The 16937-nt window shown below is 72.4% G+C and carries 17 protein-coding genes and 1 riboswitch; of the genes, 8 read left to right on the forward strand and 9 right to left on the reverse strand.

Annotated elements, in window-relative coordinates; all coding sequences use genetic code 11:
* The first annotated feature begins 139 nt into the window (after positions 1-139).
* Positions 140-2194, forward strand: a complete 2055-nt coding sequence (locus ACXJMZ_RS08580) for a DHA2 family efflux MFS transporter permease subunit (protein ID WP_457029371.1) — start codon at positions 140-142, stop codon at positions 2192-2194.
* Positions 2195-2282: 88 nt separating this feature from the next.
* Positions 2283-2711 carry a PPOX class F420-dependent oxidoreductase gene (locus ACXJMZ_RS08585; protein WP_457029372.1) on the forward strand — a complete coding sequence of 143 codons (429 nt, stop codon included), beginning with the start codon at positions 2283-2285 and terminating at the stop codon, positions 2709-2711.
* A gap of 13 nt (positions 2712-2724) precedes the next feature.
* Here ACXJMZ_RS08585 and ACXJMZ_RS08590 read toward each other — a convergent pair whose 3' ends face one another.
* Positions 2725-3579 (reverse strand): N-acetyltransferase family protein, encoded by an 855-nt coding sequence (locus tag ACXJMZ_RS08590; RefSeq protein WP_457029373.1) that lies wholly within the window; start codon positions 3577-3579, stop codon positions 2725-2727.
* 201 nt (positions 3580-3780) lie between these two features.
* Between ACXJMZ_RS08590 and ACXJMZ_RS08595 the strand changes: the two genes are divergently transcribed.
* The gene (locus tag ACXJMZ_RS08595; protein ID WP_457029374.1) at positions 3781-4332 is read left to right on the forward strand and encodes a hypothetical protein; all 552 of its coding nucleotides are present in this window, start codon (positions 3781-3783) and stop codon (positions 4330-4332) included.
* Positions 4333-4357: 25 nt separating this feature from the next.
* Here ACXJMZ_RS08595 and ACXJMZ_RS08600 read toward each other — a convergent pair whose 3' ends face one another.
* Complete coding sequence (locus ACXJMZ_RS08600) at positions 4358-4654, reverse strand: hypothetical protein (RefSeq protein ID WP_457029375.1); 297 nt, start codon at positions 4652-4654, stop codon at positions 4358-4360.
* Between the two features lie 309 nt (positions 4655-4963).
* Between ACXJMZ_RS08600 and ACXJMZ_RS08605 the strand changes: the two genes are divergently transcribed.
* Entirely contained in the window at positions 4964-5299 is a 336-nt protein-coding gene (locus ACXJMZ_RS08605; RefSeq protein ID WP_057239003.1) for an antibiotic biosynthesis monooxygenase family protein, read from the forward strand.
* 243 nt (positions 5300-5542) lie between these two features.
* Here ACXJMZ_RS08605 and ACXJMZ_RS08610 read toward each other — a convergent pair whose 3' ends face one another.
* The 7 genes from ACXJMZ_RS08610 to ACXJMZ_RS08640 all read right to left on the reverse strand — a co-directional run bounded on the left by ACXJMZ_RS08610 (position 5543) and on the right by ACXJMZ_RS08640 (position 12436).
* Positions 5543-5815, reverse strand: a complete 273-nt coding sequence (locus tag ACXJMZ_RS08610; protein WP_457029376.1) for a hypothetical protein — start codon at positions 5813-5815, stop codon at positions 5543-5545.
* A gap of 26 nt (positions 5816-5841) precedes the next feature.
* Positions 5842-6705 (reverse strand): ECF transporter S component, encoded by an 864-nt coding sequence (locus ACXJMZ_RS08615; protein ID WP_457029377.1) that lies wholly within the window; start codon positions 6703-6705, stop codon positions 5842-5844.
* Complete coding sequence (locus ACXJMZ_RS08620; protein WP_457029378.1) at positions 6702-8309, reverse strand: ABC transporter ATP-binding protein; 1608 nt, start codon at positions 8307-8309, stop codon at positions 6702-6704. The genes ACXJMZ_RS08615 and ACXJMZ_RS08620 overlap by 4 nt, the downstream gene beginning before the upstream one ends.
* The gene (locus ACXJMZ_RS08625) at positions 8306-9451 is read right to left on the reverse strand and encodes an energy-coupling factor transporter transmembrane component T (RefSeq protein WP_457029379.1); all 1146 of its coding nucleotides are present in this window, start codon (positions 9449-9451) and stop codon (positions 8306-8308) included. The genes ACXJMZ_RS08620 and ACXJMZ_RS08625 overlap by 4 nt, the downstream gene beginning before the upstream one ends.
* 1 nt (position 9452) lies before the next feature.
* Positions 9453-10130: an SCO2322 family protein gene (locus ACXJMZ_RS08630; RefSeq protein WP_457029380.1), complete on the reverse strand. Its 678-nt coding sequence runs from the start codon at positions 10128-10130 to the stop codon at positions 9453-9455.
* Complete coding sequence (locus tag ACXJMZ_RS08635) at positions 10127-11458, reverse strand: prenyltransferase/squalene oxidase repeat-containing protein (protein WP_457029381.1); 1332 nt, start codon at positions 11456-11458, stop codon at positions 10127-10129. The genes ACXJMZ_RS08630 and ACXJMZ_RS08635 overlap by 4 nt, the downstream gene beginning before the upstream one ends.
* Positions 11459-11553: 95 nt before the next feature.
* Positions 11554-11627, reverse strand: a riboswitch (adenosylcobalamin-variant (AdoCbl-variant) riboswitch).
* 218 nt (positions 11628-11845) lie between these two features.
* Positions 11846-12436: a TetR family transcriptional regulator gene (locus ACXJMZ_RS08640; protein ID WP_457029382.1), complete on the reverse strand. Its 591-nt coding sequence runs from the start codon at positions 12434-12436 to the stop codon at positions 11846-11848.
* A gap of 341 nt (positions 12437-12777) precedes the next feature.
* On the opposite strand from ACXJMZ_RS08640, the gene ACXJMZ_RS08645 reads away from it, so the two are divergent.
* Genes ACXJMZ_RS08645 through ACXJMZ_RS08660 form a run of 4 tightly spaced genes read left to right on the forward strand, consistent with a single transcriptional unit; the run spans position 12778 to position 16879 of the window.
* Positions 12778-14097 carry a glycosyltransferase family 4 protein gene (locus ACXJMZ_RS08645; RefSeq protein ID WP_457029383.1) on the forward strand — a complete coding sequence of 440 codons (1320 nt, stop codon included), beginning with the start codon at positions 12778-12780 and terminating at the stop codon, positions 14095-14097.
* 56 nt (positions 14098-14153) lie between these two features.
* Positions 14154-14888, forward strand: coding sequence for a class I SAM-dependent methyltransferase (locus ACXJMZ_RS08650; RefSeq protein WP_457029384.1), 735 nt, complete (start codon positions 14154-14156; stop codon positions 14886-14888).
* Positions 14885-15943, forward strand: a complete 1059-nt coding sequence (locus ACXJMZ_RS08655) for a prenyltransferase (protein ID WP_457029385.1) — start codon at positions 14885-14887, stop codon at positions 15941-15943. Before ACXJMZ_RS08650 ends, ACXJMZ_RS08655 begins: the two co-directional genes overlap by 4 nt.
* A 42-nt stretch (positions 15944-15985) precedes the next feature.
* Positions 15986-16879 carry a hypothetical protein gene (locus ACXJMZ_RS08660; RefSeq protein ID WP_457029386.1) on the forward strand — a complete coding sequence of 298 codons (894 nt, stop codon included), beginning with the start codon at positions 15986-15988 and terminating at the stop codon, positions 16877-16879.
* The last annotated feature ends 58 nt before the right edge of the window (positions 16880-16937 follow it).

Consider the following 16937-nt stretch of genomic DNA (forward strand, 5'->3'; position numbering starts at 1 on the left):
ATGTGAAGGATCGATGGCCGCCAGAGGTACGGATGGCGCAAGCAGTTGACGGCAAATCGGACATAGCTGACTTATGGTGAGACTGAAGGATCATCAGCTCGGGCGCTGGCCAGGCCCGCCGTCCCACCGAGGAGCAGGTATGGCGGAGGCCGTCGCGCCGGAGGGTGTCCAGGAGGACCAGCAGCCCCCGGAGGTGACGGTCCACAACCTCTGGGTCCCGATCGGCGCTCTGCTGCTGGCGATGCTGCTGGCCGCGCTCGACCAGACCATCGTCTCCACCGCGCTGCCCACCATCGTCAGCGACCTCGGCGGCATGGAGCACCTGTCCTGGGTGGTCACCGCGTACATGCTGGCCGCCACGGCGGCCACCCCGCTCTGGGGAAAGCTCGGCGACATGTACGGTCGCAAGCGGCTGTTCCAGGCCTCCATCGTGATCTTCCTGGTCGGCTCCGCACTCTGCGGACTCTCCCAGAACATGGGCGAGTTGATCGCCTTCCGCGCTCTCCAGGGCCTCGGCGGCGGTGGCCTGATGGTGCTCTCGCAGGCGATCGTCGGCGACCTGGTGGCGCCCCGGGAGCGGGGCAAGTACCAGGGGCTGTTCGGTGCCGTCTTCGGGGTCACCAGCGTGCTCGGGCCGCTGCTCGGCGGTGTCTTCGTGGACAACCTGAGCTGGCGCTGGGTGTTCTACATCAACCTGCCGATCGGGATCGTCGCGCTGGTGGTGATCGCGCTGGTGCTGCACGGCAGCGAGGTCAAGCGGCGGCACCGCATCGACTACCTGGGCACCTTCCTGATCGCCTCGGTCGCCACCTGTCTGGTGCTGATGACCTCGCTCGGCGGGGTGACCTGGCCGTGGGGCTCGTGGCAGATCATCGGTCTCGGGGTGCTGGGCGTCGTCCTGCTGGGGTTCTTCGTCGCGGTGGAGCGCAAGGCGGCCGAACCGGTGCTGCCGCTCAAGCTGTTCGAGTCCCGGACCTTCAGCCTGGTCGCGGTGATCTCCTTCGTGGTCGGCTTCGCGATGTTCGGTGCGCTGACCTATCTGCCGACCTTCCTCCAGGTGGTCATGCAGGTCTCGCCGACCATGTCCGGCATCCACATGCTGCCGATGGTGCTCGGCATGCTGTTCACCTCGATCGGCTCCGGCCAGATCGTCGCCCGCACCGGCCACTACCGGGCCTTCCCGATCGCGGGCACCGCCGTGACCGCCGTCGGCCTGCTGCTGCTCTCCCGGCTGACCGAGAACAGCTCGACCACCGAGATGAGCATCTACTTCCTGGTCTTCGGCCTCGGGCTCGGCCTGGTGATGCAGGTGCTGGTGCTGATCGTGCAGAACTCGGTCGGGTACCAGGACCTCGGCGTGGCCACCGCCGGGGCCACCTTCTTCCGCTCGATCGGCGCCTCCTTCGGCGTCTCGATCTTCGGCACCATCTTCGCCAGCGGCCTCAACCGCCGGCTCGCCGAGGACCTGGCGGGGGCTCAGCTCCCGCCGGGCTTCCAGCCGGACAGCATCGCCCAGGACCCCCGGGCGATCAGCACCCTGCCCCCCGACACCCAGGCCGGCATCTACCACGCGTACTCGGAGTCGATCACCCAGGTGTTCCTGTACGCGGTGCCGGTGGTGCTGGTCGCCTTCGTGCTCTCGCTCTTCCTGCGGGAGCAGAAGCTCCGCTCCACCGTCACCGCCCCCGACCTCAGCGAGTCGATCGGCCTGAACCCGGTGGAGCGCTCCTCGCTGGACGAGATCGCCCGCGCCCTCGCGGTGCTCGGCACCCGGGACGCCCGCCGCGACCTGTTCCGCCGGATCACCGCCGAGGCCGGCCTCGACCTGCTGCCCGCCTCCAGCTGGCTGATCCTGCAGATGCAGCGGGACGGCTCCGTCGAGCCCGCCGAACTGGCCGAGCACAGGATCGTCCCGGTCGCGGTGATCGAGGAGGCCGCCCGGGAGGTGGAGAGCCGGGGCCTGGCGGTCCGCAACGGCCTGCCGCTGCGGCTCACCGAGCCGGGCGCCGAGGTGGCCGTCCGGCTGGTCGCCGCCCGCCGGGCCCAGCTCGCGAAGCTGCTCGGCGACTACGACGAGCAGCAGTTCGGCGAGCTGGCCGACCTGCTCACCCGGTTGAGCTCCCAACTGGGCGGCGACCGCCCCGACCGGACCGGCCCCGAACACCTCCAGCGCGGCGAGGGGCGGACGTACTGAGCGGAAGTACTGAGCGGACGTACTGAGCGGACGTCAGGCCGGACCGTGACCGGGAATACCCGTGCCCGGTGCTGACTTGGCGTCAGACATGACCGCCACCCCGTTCGACCCGCGCACGCTGCTGACGGAGAGCCGGCTCGCCGTCCTCGCCACGATCAAGGCGGACGGCCGCCCCCAGCTCTCCCCCGTCATGCCGTTCTACGACCGGCAGGCCGAGGTCGTCTACGTGTCGATGACCGAGGGACGCGCCAAGACGGCGAACCTCCGACGGGACCCACGGGCCACTCTGGAGGTCACCGCCCAGGACGGCTGGAGCTGGGCCACCGTCGAGGGCACCGCGACCCTGACCGGCCCGGGGACCGACCCGCACGGCCCCGAGGTCGAGGCGCTGGTGCACTACTACCGGCTGGCGGCAGGCGAGCACCCGGACTGGGACGAGTACCGGGCCGCGATGGTGGCCGACCGTCGAGTGCTGATGACGATGCCGGTCGACCACGTGTACGGCGCGCGGGCCTGACCGCTCTCGGGGGTCAGGGCAGGTCGATCGAGCGATACTCCTCCAGCACTGCGAAGCCGGTGGCGTCGTACAGGCTCATCGCGACCTCGTTGCCGCCGAAGACGTTGAACATCATCGCCTCGTCGCCGCCCTGCCGGGTGGCCCACTCGCCGACGGTCATCGCGGCCCGGCCGTAGCCCTTGCCGCGGTGCTCCGGGTGCACCAGCAGCGAGTAGCCGAAGGTGACGCCCGGCAGGAAGGCGTGGTTGACCCAGCCGGTGCCGATCTCCTCACCGGCGGCCTCCATGACGTAGAAGGCGTGACCCGGGGTCAGGAAGCCCTCCGGGAGGATCCGGGCCATGTCCTGGTCGGACTTCACCTTGGCCTGCTCCGGGGTGAGCGCCCCGGCCCGGACGATGTCGGCGATGTACTCGTCCTCCTCGCTCGCGTACCAGGCGGGGTACTCCTCCTCGGTCAGCGGGCGGACCGTCAGTTCCGGTGGCAGTTCGGGCTGCTCGGCGGCGGCCCGCATCCGGTTCTGCCCCCGGACTGGGTAGTCGGCGAACTGTCCCGGGCCGCCGACGAGCCGGACGTCCACCCGTTGTGCGCCCTGTTCGGCGCACCAGCGTTCGGCCCACTCGCGTCCGTCCGGCACCGTCAGGTCGTGGATCCGGCCGACGGTCGTCCCGTTGTCGTCGGTCAACCCGACCGCGATCCACCCGGTGCCGTCGGTGGCCACCGTCCAGTCGTCGACCCCCTTCAGGGCCCGCTCCAGCAGGGCCTGGGCCAGCGGCTCGGAGCACCCTGCCACCCGGTACGCGGCCAGTACCCGCTGCTCGAACCCGCTCCGCCACCCGCTCTGATCCGCCACTGCTGCTATCGCGCTCATCCGGTCACCCTAGGCGGGGCGCCTGGGTGGGAGGCGGCATTTATTTGAGGCTTCTCTTACGGACCGTCAGATCTCGGCCAGGCATCAAAGTATCGGCAATCCTGGTCATTTCGGGCTTATCGGCGGGCAGCGAATTGACCCGGAGGCTGAAATATAGGTAAGCCTTACCTAATGTCTATCTGAGCTGTTTGGAGGCCGTCTGTGTCCGCTCTGCCCTCGTCCCGGCCGCTGGGCCTGCACGACAGTTGGTGGACGGTCACCGCCGCAGCCCTGCTGGCCTGTGCCGGACTCACGGCGTGCGCCTGGATCTCCACCCACGTCCACTCGGACCCGACGCTGCACTCGGCGGCCCTCTTCGTCCACCTCGCTTCGCTGGTCCTCGGCTTCGGGGCCGTGCTGGTGGCCGACTACCACGGGCTGCTCTGGATGACCCGCCGGTGCACGCTGTTCGAGACCCTCCGCACCACCTCCCGCCTGCACGTCCCGATCTGGGCCGGACTGGCCGGGTTGGTCGTCAGCGGCATGATGCTCGAGCCCGACCTGGCCTCGCCCCTCACCCGGATCAAACTGATCCTGGTCCTCCTCCTCACCGTCAACGGCCTGCAGGCGGGCCTGCTCGACCGACGGATGGCCGATCACTCCGCCGCCGCCCTCACCCCGCGCCTGCTCGCCTGGGGCGCCGGCACCGCACTGCTCTCCCAGATCTGCTGGTGGGGCGCGGTCGTGATCGGCTTCTGGAACACCCGGCACTGACCAGCCGCGCCCCGCTCCATCGTGCCTACCGCTCGGTGAAGAACACCGAGCGCAGCTTCAAGCGGTCCGTGGCCGGGTGGCCGTGCGGGCGCAGCGTCCAGGAGTCACCGGTGCAGTCGGGCTCGGTGAAGACCATGGCCCAGGCGTCGGTGTTGTTGTGCGGGGCGAAGGCAGGCTCGGACGCGTCCGGGTCTGCGACCTCCGGGAGGGTGATGCAGGCAGGGCTCTCCGGGTCGTGGAGGGTGGCCGTCTGTGGCTGGCCGTCCAGGCCGACGAACCGGTAGCCGAAGTCGCCGGTAGCCGCCTGCGCGGGTGTCGCCATTGCCGCCGTGAGGGCAAGAGCACCGCAGACGGAGGCAAGGGTGTGTCGAAGACGCACGGAGATCCTCGTTTCGTGAAGGGACATTTGACGTCACCCGCACACCTACCGGGCCCACCGGGCCGGTGTCTTGAAGGCATTCAAGCGAAACGTATCTCCATCACCCGGGTGGCCTACGAGGGGTCGATGTCCACCAAGTCCGTCGGCGCTCCGGGGCGATGAGCCGCCGGCCCCGGCGGATGTAGGAGACTGCTGACACGTGATCAGGCTCAGGCCGCCGGTCGGGCGGTCGTGGAACGTACGAGGTGTCAGATGGCCAGCGTGGTGAAGATCAACGTGTTGACGGTGCCCACCGAGATGCGGGAGACCCTGGAGCAGCGGTTCGCCTCGCGGGCCGGGTCGGTGGAGAACTCGGACGGCTTCGAGTGGTTCGAGCTGCTCCGGCCGGTGGAGGGTACGGAGCAGTACCTGGTGTACACCCGCTGGGCCAGCGAGGAGCACTTCAAGGCCTGGATGGAGGGCCCGATGCAGGCGGCGCACCGTCAGGGCCCGCCGAACGCCGAGGGCGGCCAGCCGAAGCCCGCGGCCTCCGGCTCGACGCTGTGGTCCTTCGAGGTGGTGCAGTCGACCGGCCCGAAGCAGGGCTGAACAGACCCTGGGCTTGTTCTTCAACCCTTGCCCGTGGTCGGCCTGTTGGCTGACCACGGGCTTTCGTGTTCGCAGGACAGCCGGCTATGGCTGGACAGCCTCTTCAAGACCGCCCGCGAAGGCGAAGAGGTCAAGACCTACCGCTACCCGGTGGCCGACATCCGGGAAGCGTGCGCGTGTCGAAGAACGAGCTGACCTGTACCGTCACGGGCCCCAGTCGGAGAGAGCCACCGACGGTGTGGCCTAGGCGTCGCCGGAGAGGGAGGCGATCAGGAGAAGGACGCAGAGCAGCAGGCCGAAGCCGGACAGAGCCATGAGGAAGGTGCCGACCTTGCGGCTCTGGCCGAAGAACAGAAAGCGGCCGGCGTCGTGGCCCTTGAGGACCAGGTCTTCCACGGCGACGCGGTTTCGGGCAGACAGGCGGGTGGCGATGCCCCGGAAATCCGTGACCATGACCAGGCCGAGGCCGAAGGCCCCCGCGAGGATCAGGGTGAGCAGAATGGTGATGGTCAGCACGGAGGCGAGGATTCCAGCCCGACGCTTCACTGTCCAGGGGCGGATCCCTGCTTGAAGGTGACCGGGGCGTCGAAGGCCGCGCGGCGGACCGAGCGGCGCAGGGCGCGCAGGATCGGGCCGCCGACGGTGAGGCAGAGGACGGCGGTGAGGACGGCCCGGGGGAGGTCCCAGCCGAGGGAGGTGGCCAGGCAGTAGGCCAGGAAGTGGCCCAGGTTGGTGGTCAGGTCGGCGCCCGGGTCGAAGGACAGGGCCGGGGGGAGGCCGACGCCGAGGTAGGGCCAGAACTGAAGGTTCATCACGGTGCCGTACGCGACCGAGGCGAGGGCGCCGTAGCCTGCCAGCAGCAGGAGTTCGGGCCGGCCGCGCAGTCGGGCCGGTCCTGGCAGCAGGCCGGCGCCGAGGCAGACCCATCCCATGCTGAGCATCTGGAACGGCAGCCAGGGCCCGATCCCGCCGGTCAGCAGGGCGGAGGCGAACATGGTGACCGAGCCGAGTACGAAGCCGAAGCCCGGGCCGAGCACCCGCCCGGCGAGCACCATCAGGAAGAACATCGGCTCCAGTCCGGCGGTCCCCGCGCCGAGCGGGCGCAGTGCCGCCCCGGCGGCAGCCAGTACGCCGAGCAGCGCCACCGACTTGGCGTCCAGGCCGGCGCTGCCGTCCGAACGCCCCTCGGAGATCTGGGCGATGACCACGCCGAGCAGCAGCGGCATCAGCAGCGCGAACAGCCACGGTGCGTCGGTGGAGTGTCCGGCCAGCGCCGAGGACGGGTCGGCGAGCAGCGGCCAGCCGAAGGCGACCGCGCCGATCGCGGTGATCAGCACGAGCAGGAGGACGGAGCGTCCGCCGAGCGGCACCGGACGGGTGAGCGGCTTCAGGGTGGGTGGCTTCACGCGGAGTCCCGGAGAGCGAAAGCAACCTGGGAGACCGTCAGCCAGGGCAGCGGGGCGAGCACCTTGGCGACCTGCGGGGCGAACACCGGGGAGGAGACCACCACCTCGGCGCTCGGGCCGTCCGCGACGATCTCGCCCTCGGCCAGGATGACGGTGCGGTGGGCGAGTTCGGCGGCCAGCTCGACGTCGTGGGTGGCCAGCAGGACGGCGTGGCCGTCGGCGGCCAGTTCGCGCAGCACGGTGACCAGCCGGGCCTTGGCGGCGTAGTCCAGGCCCCGGGTCGGTTCGTCCAGCAGGATCAGGTCGGGGCGGGTGGTGAGCACCACGGCCAGGGCCAAGGTGAGGCGTTGGCCCTCGGACAGGTCGCGCGGGTGCAGCGTGTCGTCGATGCCGGGCAGCAGCCGGGCCACCAGTGCGCGGCAACTGCCGGGCGGAGCACCGGAGTCGTGGTCCGCGCCGGCGCACTCGGCGGTCACCGTCTCGGCGTACAGCAGGTCGCGCGGCTCCTGCGGGACCAGGCCGACCCGGCGGATCAGCTCCTTGGGCCTGGACCGGTGCGGGGTCAGCCCGGCGGTGCTGATGGTGCCCGAGTCCGGCTTGTACAGGCCGGCCAGGGCGCCGAGCAGGGTGGACTTGCCCGCGCCGTTGCGGCCCATCAGGGCGGTGATCTCGCCGGGGCGCAGGGCGAGTTCGACCCCGCGCAGCACCGGGTTCGGGCCGCGCCTGAGGGTCAGCCGGGAGACCAGCGCGACCGGTTCGGTGGTGACCGGGGGCACCACGGGCGGGGTCCGGCCCTCGAGTGCGGCCCGCAGCGGGGCGGCCCGGCGGCGGGCGTCCCGGACCGACAGTGGCAGCGGTGACCAGCCGGCCGCCCGGCCGAGGCCGACCACCGGCGGGTAGACCGGGGAGATGGCCATCAGCTCGGCCGGGTCGCCGAACCCGGCCGGTCCGTCCGGGGTGAGCAGCAGCACCCGGTCGGCGTACTGGACCACCCGCTCCAGCCGGTGCTCGGTCATCAGCACGGTGGTGCCGAGATCGTGCACCAGCCGTTGCAGCACCGCGAGCACCTCCTCGGCGGCGCCGGGGTCGAGCGCGGAGGTGGGCTCGTCCAGCACCAGCACCTTGGGGTGGCTGGTCAGTACCGAGCCGATGGCGACCCGCTGTTGCTGGCCGCCGGAGAGGGTGGAGAGCGCCCGGTCGCGCAGCTCGGCTAGGCCGAGCAGGTCCAGGGTGTCCTCGACCCGACGGCGCATCACCTCCGGGGCGATGCCCAACGACTCCATGCCGTAGGCGAGTTCGTCCTCCACGTTGTCGGTGACGAAGTGTGCCACCGGGTCCTGGCCCACCATGCCGACCAGGTCGGCGAGTTCGCGCGGGCGGTGCTCGCGGGTGTCCCGGCCGTCGACGGTGACCCGGCCGTGCAGGACGCCGCCGGTGAAGTGCGGCACCAGGCCGTTGACCGTGCCCAGCAGGGTGGACTTGCCGACGCCCGACGGGCCGACCACCAGGCAGAGTTCGCCCTCGGGGACGGTCAGGTCGAGGCCGCCGAGCACGGGCGCGGCGGCGTCGTGGTACTGGACCGAGACCTGTTCGAAGTGGATCACTTGGGGGCTCCGGGGCGGGGCGGGGCAGGGGCGACGAAGGCGGGCAGCAGGCCGAGCAGTACGGCGAGCGCGGGCAGCAGCGGGAGTTCGGGCACGGTGGGCGGCACGGCCGGCGGGTTGAAGGCGCCGGGGTCGCGGCCGGAGAGCCAGATCAGCAGGCCCGCGACGGCCAGGCCCGAGCCGGCCACCAGCCACTCCCGCCAGGCCCAGGGGTCGGGCCGGTAGCGGGTCCTGACGGAGCGTCGGCTGCCGAGCAGCAGCCCGGCGCCGAGCGCGGCCAGGCCGGCCAGCAGGACCGGCAGCGCCCAGCGCACGGTGCCCTCGGTGAGCAGGCCGTAGCAGGCCACGCAGACCGCGAGCAGGCCGGTCAGGGTGAGCGCGCCGATCGAACGGGCGACCCGGCGCGGGAGGTCGGCGGTGCGGCCGAAGCCCCGGCTGTCCATGGTGGCCGCCAGGCTGACGGAGCGTTCGAGGGCCGACTCCAGCACCGGCAGGCCGACGCTGAGCAGTGAGCGCAGGCCCGTGTCGGAGCGGCCGCGCAGCCGGCGGGCGGACCTGATCCGCTGGACGTCCGCGACCAGGTTGGGGGTGAAGGTGAGCGCCACCACGGCGGCCACCCCGGCCTCGTACAGCGCACCGGGCAGGGCGCGCAGCAGGCGGGCCGGGTTGGCCAGTGCGTTGGCGGCGCCGACGCAGATCAGCAGGGTGGCCAGCCGCAGGCTCTGGTAGAGCGAGTAGAGCAGCCCCTCCAGGGTGACGGCGCCGCCGATCCGCACCCCCTGCGCCCAGTCCGGTAGCGGGAGTTGGGGCAGCGTGAAGAGCACGTGGGTGCCGCCGACCCCGGAGCCGAGGAAGACCGTGAAGAGCAGCCGGATGCCGAGCACCGCCAGTGCCAGCTTGACGAAGGCGGTGTAGGAGCGGGCCCAGGGCTCGGTGCTGCGCCGGGCCGCGACCACGTAGCCGGAGACCGCGACGATCAGCAGGAGCAGCAGCGGGTTGGTGGTGCGGGAGGCCGCCGCGCCGAGCCCGATCGCCCACAGCCACCACGCGCCGGGGTGCAGATGGCGCGGGCCGATCGCGGAGCGGGTCGAGCGGACGGGGCGGGGCTGCCGGGTGCGGCTGGGCGTGGGCACGGATGACACCTCAGGAGTCGCGGCGGCGCCGGGCCTGCCAGACCGCGCCGGCGGCCAGGGCGGCGACCAGTGCGCCGCCCGCCAGCAGGCCGACCGACGGGCCCGAACTCTCGCTCTTGCCGGTGGAGTTGTCCGCAGCTCCGACGGTGTCGCCGCAGCCGGAGCGGGGGTAGCCGACGATCGCGCAGAGGATGCCGTTGGCGTCGTAGCGCAGCGGCGGGGCGACGGCGGCCAGCACCTCGGCCGAGCTGGCGGCGGTGGGGACCGCCGCGCACACCGTCCGGGCGGCGGGCGGGGTCTCGCCGGCCGGGGCGTCGGCGGTGGTGCCGAAGTCCAGCACCACGGCGATCCGCTTCTTCCCGGCCTGCGCCGGGGTGGTGGCGCAGACCGTGCCGAAGTCACCGGCGGCGGTGGGCCGGGCGGCGTCCTTGCCACCGTCGGGGCTGACCGCGAACCGCCAGCCGTCCACCGCGCCGTCCGGCGGGACGTACACCGCGGGGCCCTGCTGCTGGTACGCCCAGGCGCTGCCCGACCACTTCCAGAACGACCAGTAGCGGTAGCCGGTGGCGTGCGCGGGTGCGGCGAGCAGGAACGGCAGCAGCAGTGCCAGCAGCAGTGCCAGCAGCAGTGCCAGGACGGCGGCGACGGCCGGGGCCGCCACCGCCGTCCGGGAGTGAGGGGAGGTCACTTCTGCTTGTCACCTTCGGACTTGGTGTCCGCCTTGTCGCCCGCAGCCTTGCTGGGGGCACCGACGGTGTGGGTGCCGCGCTTGCGCTGGAGGCTGAGCAGCAGGCCGCCGCCGATGCCGACCAGCAGGCCGATACCGACCAGCCAGACCGGGGAGAAGCCGTTGTCGTCGTCGGCCTCGGTGCCCGCCGGGCCGGAGGCGGAGGTGGTGGCGGCCGGGAGGGACTTGGGCGCCGGGCCCGAGTCGATCAGCAGCTGGACCACATTGGTACCGCCGAAGTCGTACGGGTCGCGCTCGGCGGCCTGGGCGGTCAGCAGCAGCAGTGCGGCGGCCGAGGCGTCGGTGCCCGAGGCGCCCTTGGCGGCCCACGGGTAGCCGTTGCCGGCCAGCCAGTCGGCGGCCGGGGCGGCCTGCTGCGGGTGCCCGGACTGGACCAGGCCGAGCACCGTCCAGGCGGTCGCGGTGAAGTCGGGAGTGGCGGTGGCACCGGGCATGGTCTGCATCAGGTGCTGCCCGTTGGCGCCCAACTGGGCGACCAGGTAGGCCCCGGCCGCCTCGGCGGAGTCCGCGTGCGGCACGGTGGCCGGGGCGGCGGCGCAGTCCAGGGGCTTGGGCGCGGCGTCCACCCGGTTGGTGTTGACGACCGGCAGCTTGCCGCCGGCCGCGGCCAGCAGGGCCTGCGCGGAGGCCAGGTCGTTGGCCTTGAGCGCGCCGTCCGGGGCCGGCTGGTAGGCGAAGGCGCCGCGCTGCTCGGCGGGGGCGGCGCAGGCGAGCTGGAACAGCGCCAGGCCGTCGTAGCCGTTCTTGCCGCTCTTGGCGACGGCGGCCGGGTCGAGACCGGCGGCGATCAGCGCGTTGACGGCCAGTCCGGTGGAGTTGGCGTCACCCGGGTTGCCGGGGTTGAAGGCCCAGCTGCCGTCCGCGTTCTGAACGGTCTTCAGCCAGTCGGTGCCCCGGGTCACCGCGTCCTGGTGCCCGCCGAGCAGCTTGAGCGACTGGATCGCCATCGCGGTGGCGTTGCTGTCCTCGGTCTTGGCGTCGCAGGCCACGGCGGTGTCGGCCCGGAACGAGGCCCAGCCGCCGTCAGCGCACTGCTGACCGGTCAGCCAGCCCACGGCAGCGTCGGACGGGACGACCTTGACGGCGCCGAGCGCGGTGAGGGCCAGCGACTGCCGCCAGACGCCGTCGTACGTCGGGTCGCCCTTGCCGTAGAGCGCGGCCGGGGCGGCGGCGGGGGAGGGGGTGTCCGCGAGGGCGGGGGCGGCGGCGCCGATCAGCAGAGCGGCGGCGGCCAGCGCGGCGGCGCCCGTGCGGGCGGTGGTGAGCATGAGGGTCGACGTGCCTTTCGGTGAGCGGAGCAGCGGCCCGAGGCGGGCCGCCCGTAGACCTCGACGGAGCCGGGAAACCCGGCACTGCCGCTCGCTCCCCGGCGGGCATCCCGACTGTGACGGTTGCGTGGTCAGCGCCGGAGTCGCACCGGCTTCCCCCGCACGAGGAGCGGATGAAGTTGTTGATCCTGCGTCCAAGACTCTAACCGGCCGACCGGAGTGCCCCGAGCGGACAGGGTACGGACACAGCGGGCACCCCGAGGCTGGAACTGGTACCAGTTCTGTGCCCGCGAAAGGAGGAGGGCCGCCGGCCGAGGTCCTGACGCGGCGGCACCTGAGTGTTCTGGAAGCACCTGGCGGAGAAGGACGAGATCGACGGACGGAGCGTCAGAGGACGAGCAGCCGGGCCGCGGTGTGCAGGTCGCCGCGGACCTCGGCGAGCGAGGCGCGGCCGGAGAGCCAGGCGAGCAGGGTGGCGTGCCAGGTGTGGCCGATCACCCGCAGGGCGGCCTGCTGGGTCGGCGACGGGGTGGGGCCGAGCTGGGCGGCGTCCAGCACGATGGCCGAGGTGACGGCCGACACGGCGTCCACCTCGGCGCCGACCGAGCGGTCCGCGAAGGAGAGCGCGCGGACCATCGCCTCGGCGAGCCGGGGTTCGCGCTGGAGCGCGTGGAAGGCCTGGGTCAGGGTCTCGGCCACCCGTCCGGCCGGGTCGTCGCCGGCGGGCGGGTGGCGGCGGACCTGCTCGTGCAGCTGCTGGAGCTGCTCCTGCATCACCGCGACCAGCAGGTGCACCTTGGACGGGAAGTAGCGGTAGAGGGTGCCGAGCGCGACCTCGGCGCTCTCCGCCACCTCGCGCATCTGGACCGCCTCGTAGCCGCCCCGGGCCGCCAGCGKGGTGGCGGCCCGCAGGATCCGACGGCGGCGTTCGGCCTGCCGGGGGGTGAGGCCGGTACCGAGGGCGGCGGTGGTGGTCAAGGAGGCTCCCAGAGCGCGCGCGTGGGTGACCGGATCAAGGATCGAGGTGATTCAACCATGGGGTGGGAAGTGAGGATATGTCAGCGGCCGGGTGGTCCGAGAGTTATGTCACAGTGAACGCCGGGTGGGCGGGGTGCGCGGACGGGTCAGAATGGATGCCTCCGGTACTGACGTACCCGTCAGTAGCAATCCCCGGGGGCGAACTGCCGCCCTCGGGTGCGGGCCGGTATCGTCAAGGTCTCTCATTGTTCGATCAGCCCAATGACGAGCTCCACCATCATGAAACGTGATCTACTTTCCCGCCGCCGCGCAGGCCGGGGAGTAGGGGACAGGAGCCCCGGATGACCGCGCTGCCGCCGCGACCGCTGCGGATCGCCCTGCTGTCCTACCGGGGCGACCCGTACTGCGGCGGCCAGGGCGTCTACGTCCGGCACCTGTCCCGTGAGCTGGCCGGGCTCGGGCACCACGTGGACGTGATCGGGGCCCAGCCCTTCCCGGTGCTCGACCCGGTCGAGGGGCCCGGCAGTGTCCGGCTGGTGGAGCTGCCCAGCCTGGACCTGTACCGCGCCGACGACCCGTTCCGCACCCCGGCGCTCACCGAGTACCGGGGCCTGGTGGACGTGCTCGAGGTGGCCGGGATGCGGACCGGCGGCTTCCCCGAGCCGCTCACCTTCTCGCTCCGGGCCCGGCAGTACCTGGCCGCGCACAAGGGCCGCTACGACGTGGTGCACGACAACCAGACCCTCGGCTACGGCCTGCTCGGCCTGGAGCGGCACGGCTTCCCGCTGGTCACCACGGTGCACCACCCGATCACCGTGGACCGCCGACTGGAGCTGGCCGCCGCGCCGACCCGGCTGAAGCGGATCTCGCTGCGCCGCTGGTACGCCTTCACCCGGATGCAGCGCCGGGTGGCCGCCCGGCTGGAGCACGTGATCACCGTCTCCGGCAGCTCGAAGACCGAGATCGCCGAGCAGCTCGGCACCCCGCCCGGCAACATCGCGGTGGTCCCGATCGGCGCCGACACCCGGCTCTGGTCGCCCTCGGCAGAGATCGCCCAGGTACCCGGACGGATCGTCACCACCTCCAGCGCGGACGTACCGCTCAAGGGTCTTGTGCACCTGGTCGAGGCGCTGGCCAAGCTGCGCACCGAGCGGGACGCGCACCTGGTGGTGGTCGGCAAGCCGCAGCGGGGCGAGGGTCCGGTGGCCGAGGCGGTCCGCCGGTTCGGGCTGGAGCGCTGGATCGAGTTCCGTACCGGGCTGACCGACCAGGAGCTGGTGGACCTGTACCGCTCCGCCGAGGTGGCCTGCGTGCCCTCGCTGTACGAGGGCTTCTCGCTGCCTGCCGCCGAGGCGATGGCCACCGGCACCCCGCTGGTCGCCACCACCGGCGGCGCGATCCCCGAGGTGGCGGGCCCGGACGGCGAGACCTGCCTGGCGGTGCCGCCCGGCGACGCCGGTGCGCTGGCCGCCGCGCTCGGCCGGCTGCTGGACGACCCCGAGCTGCGGACCGAGCTCGGTGCGGCCGGCCGGGAGCGGGTGCTCGCCCGGTTCACCTGGCAGCGGGCCGCCGAACTGACCGTGGACCGCTACCGGGCGGCGATCGCCACCGGGGCCGGGCAGCGGGCCCGGGCCGGCGCGGGCTGGCGCTACGTCGCCTGACCGGTCTGACGGCCGGTCAACTTTTTTGCCGAGTACCAACGAATGGGAGCCCCGCAGTGCTGACCGTCGATTTCTCCCGCTTCCCGCTCGCCCCTGGCGACCGGGTGCTCGACCTGGGCTGTGGCGGGGGCCGGCACGCCTTCGAGTGTTACCGGCGTGGCGCGAACGTGGTCGCCCTGGACCAGAACGGCGAGGAGATCGCCGAGGTGCGCCGGTGGTTCGCCGCGATGGAGCAGGCCGGGGAGGCCCCGGCCGGCGCCTCGGCGGTCGCGATGGAGGGTGACGCGCTCAACCTGCCGTTCGACGACGACACCTTCGACAAGATCATCATCTCCGAGGTGATGGAGCACATCCCGGACGACAAGGGCGTGCTGGCCGAGATGGTCCGGGTGCTCAAGCCGGGCGGCCTGCTGGCCGTCACCGTGCCGCGCTACCTGCCGGAGAAGATCTGCTGGGCGCTCTCCGACGAGTACCACGAGGTCGAGGGCGGCCACATCCGGATCTACAAGGGCGACGAGCTGGTCGAGAAGGTCCGCGAGTCCGGCCTGGAGCCGTACGGCGAGCACCACGCGCACGCGCTGCACTCGCCGTACTGGTGGATCAAGTGCGCGGTCGGCGTCAACAACGACAAGGCGCTGCCGGTCCGCGCCTACCACCAGCTGCTGGTCTGGGACATCGTCGGCACCCCGGTGATCTCCAGGATCACCAAGGCGGCCGAGAAGGCGCTCAACCCGGTGCTCGGCAAGAGCTTCGTGGTGTACGCCAGCAAGCCCAGGCGGGCAGGCTCATGACGGCCGCCATCCCGGAGGCGCTGCTGCTGGACGGGGTGCTGGACGCCCGTCAGGCCGCCGACACGGTGCAGTCGATCCTGGCCGACCAGCAGCCCGACGGCGCCATCCCGTGGTTCGCCGGCGGCCACCTCGACCCCTGGGACCACACCGAGGCCGCGATGGCCCTGGACACGGCGGGCGAGCACGCGGCCGCCGAGGCGGCCTACCGCTGGTTGGCGGCCAATCAGAACGCCGACGGCTCCTGGTACGCGGCGTATGTGGACGGCGAGGTGACCAACCGCGCCAAGGAGACCAACTTCTGCGCCTACCTGGCGGTCGGCGTCTGGCACCACCACCTCTCCTCGGGCGACGACGCCTTCCTGGACTGGATCTGGCCGACGGTCCGCCGGGCGCTGGACTTCACGGTGGGTCTGCGGCTGCCGGGCGGCCCGATCGCCTGGCGGCAGGACGAGGACGGCAGCGCGCCGCAGGAGGCGCTGCTGACCGGCTCGTCCAGCATCCTGCACGCCCTGCGGTGCGGTCTCGCCATCGCGGACTACCTCGAAGAGCCGCAGCCGGACTGGGAGTTGGCGGCCGGGCGGCTCCGGCACGCGATCGCCCACCACCCGGAGCGGTTCCTCGACAAGGACCGCTACTCGATGGACTGGTACTACCCCGTGCTCGGCACCGCACTGCGCGGCCCCGAGGCGGTGGCCCGGATCGAACGCGACTGGGACCGCTTCGTGGTGCCGGGCCTGGGCGTGCGCTGCGTCAGTGACCGGCCCTGGGTGACCGGTGGGGAGAGCGCCGAACTGGCGCTCGCACTCTGGGCGGTGGGCCAGTCCGACCGCGCGGTGGAGATCCTGCGCTGGATCCAGCACCTGCGGCACCAGGACGGCTCGTACTGGACCGGGTACGTCTTCGAGGACGACGCGATCTGGCCCGAGGAGCGCACCACCTGGACGGCCGGGGCACTGCTGCTCGCGGTGGCGGCGCTGGGCGGCGACCACGCGACGGTGTCGGTCTTCGGCGGGGAGCAGCTGCCGGCCGGACTGGTCGTCAGCGACTGCTGCTGAGCGTACGGGAGCCGAGCGTACGGAAGAGGGCCCGGGGACGTGATGTCCCCGGGCCAGCGAGTTGCCGCGCTGCTCGACCGCCAGGTACCAGGTGCCGGGCACCAGTTCGCCGACCGGCGGGCCGACCGGGTTGTCCCTGGGCGCGAGCTGACGCGGGGACGGGACGGCGAACCAGAACGGCGCGAAGTCCGCGGCCGGAGCGGCCGGGCCCGGCATCGCGACGGCGGGCTGGACCTGGGTCGGCTCCTGGTGCGCGGGGGCGGGCTGGCCGACGGCCTGACCCGGCGTCGGGTAGCCGTAACCGTGCTGCTGCTCCGGCGGGGTGGCGTAGCCGGGCAGGCCGCCCTGGGCGGGCTGGGCCTGGCCCAGGCCCTGGTCGGCCGGGTAGCCGTACTGACCGGGCTGGCCGGGGGCGGGCTGGAAGCCGCCGACCGGGGCGCCGGCGTACGGGGCCTGGGTGACCGGGGGCTTGTCGGTCAGCAGCGGAGCCTTGAGCGCGGGCACCAGCGGACCGGCCGCGGAAGCACCGGCCAGCACCAGCAGGGCGAGCACGCCCAGGTAGGCACCGAAGCCGTGGCCGTAGCCGGTGGCGCTGCCACCGCCGGCCAGCGCCCAGAGGCCGGACCAGAGCGCGGCGACGGCCAGTGCGACGCCCCACTGGTCGAGCCGCAGGCCGAGCACCAGGCGACCGGCGACGGCCTCGCCCTGGAAGCGGTGCAGCAGGATCAGGGCCGCGGCGATCAGGCCGAGCAGGTAGACCGAGGGCAGCACCGGGAAGAGCGCGGTGGACCAGGCGCTCTGCGAGCTGGAGCTGCAGGCCTTCGAGGTGATGCAGTACTCGAAGGAGACGTACGGCAGGAAGGAAGAGATGAACAGCAGGACGGCCGCACCTGCGACGGCGGCGTCTCCCCTGGTGAGAGCGCGCAGATTCACTAACGTTCCCCTCGTCGGTGTATGTCGTGGACGGCAGTGTGGTTCGGACGGTGCAAAAGCC

This window comes from Kitasatospora sp. P5_F3, assembly GCF_054049135.1.

Excerpts from the sequence above, each read along its gene's own strand:
- ACXJMZ_RS08580 (WP_457029371.1), top strand. The coding sequence starts at position 140 with ATGGCGGAGGCCGTCGCGCCGGAGGGTGTCCAGGAGGACCAGCAGCCC.
- ACXJMZ_RS08585 (WP_457029372.1), top strand. The coding sequence starts at position 2,283 with ATGACCGCCACCCCGTTCGACCCGCGCACGCTGCTGACGGAGAGCCGG.
- ACXJMZ_RS08590 (WP_457029373.1), bottom strand. The coding sequence starts at position 3,579 with ATGAGCGCGATAGCAGCAGTGGCGGATCAGAGCGGGTGGCGGAGCGGG.
- ACXJMZ_RS08600 (WP_457029375.1), bottom strand. The coding sequence starts at position 4,654 with ATGGCGACACCCGCGCAGGCGGCTACCGGCGACTTCGGCTACCGGTTC.
- ACXJMZ_RS08605 (WP_057239003.1), top strand. The coding sequence starts at position 4,964 with ATGGCCAGCGTGGTGAAGATCAACGTGTTGACGGTGCCCACCGAGATG.
- ACXJMZ_RS08635 (WP_457029381.1), bottom strand. The coding sequence starts at position 11,458 with ATGCTCACCACCGCCCGCACGGGCGCCGCCGCGCTGGCCGCCGCCGCT.
- ACXJMZ_RS08645 (WP_457029383.1), top strand. The coding sequence starts at position 12,778 with ATGACCGCGCTGCCGCCGCGACCGCTGCGGATCGCCCTGCTGTCCTAC.
- ACXJMZ_RS08655 (WP_457029385.1), top strand. The coding sequence starts at position 14,885 with ATGACGGCCGCCATCCCGGAGGCGCTGCTGCTGGACGGGGTGCTGGAC.
- ACXJMZ_RS08660 (WP_457029386.1), top strand. The coding sequence starts at position 15,986 with ATGTCCCCGGGCCAGCGAGTTGCCGCGCTGCTCGACCGCCAGGTACCA.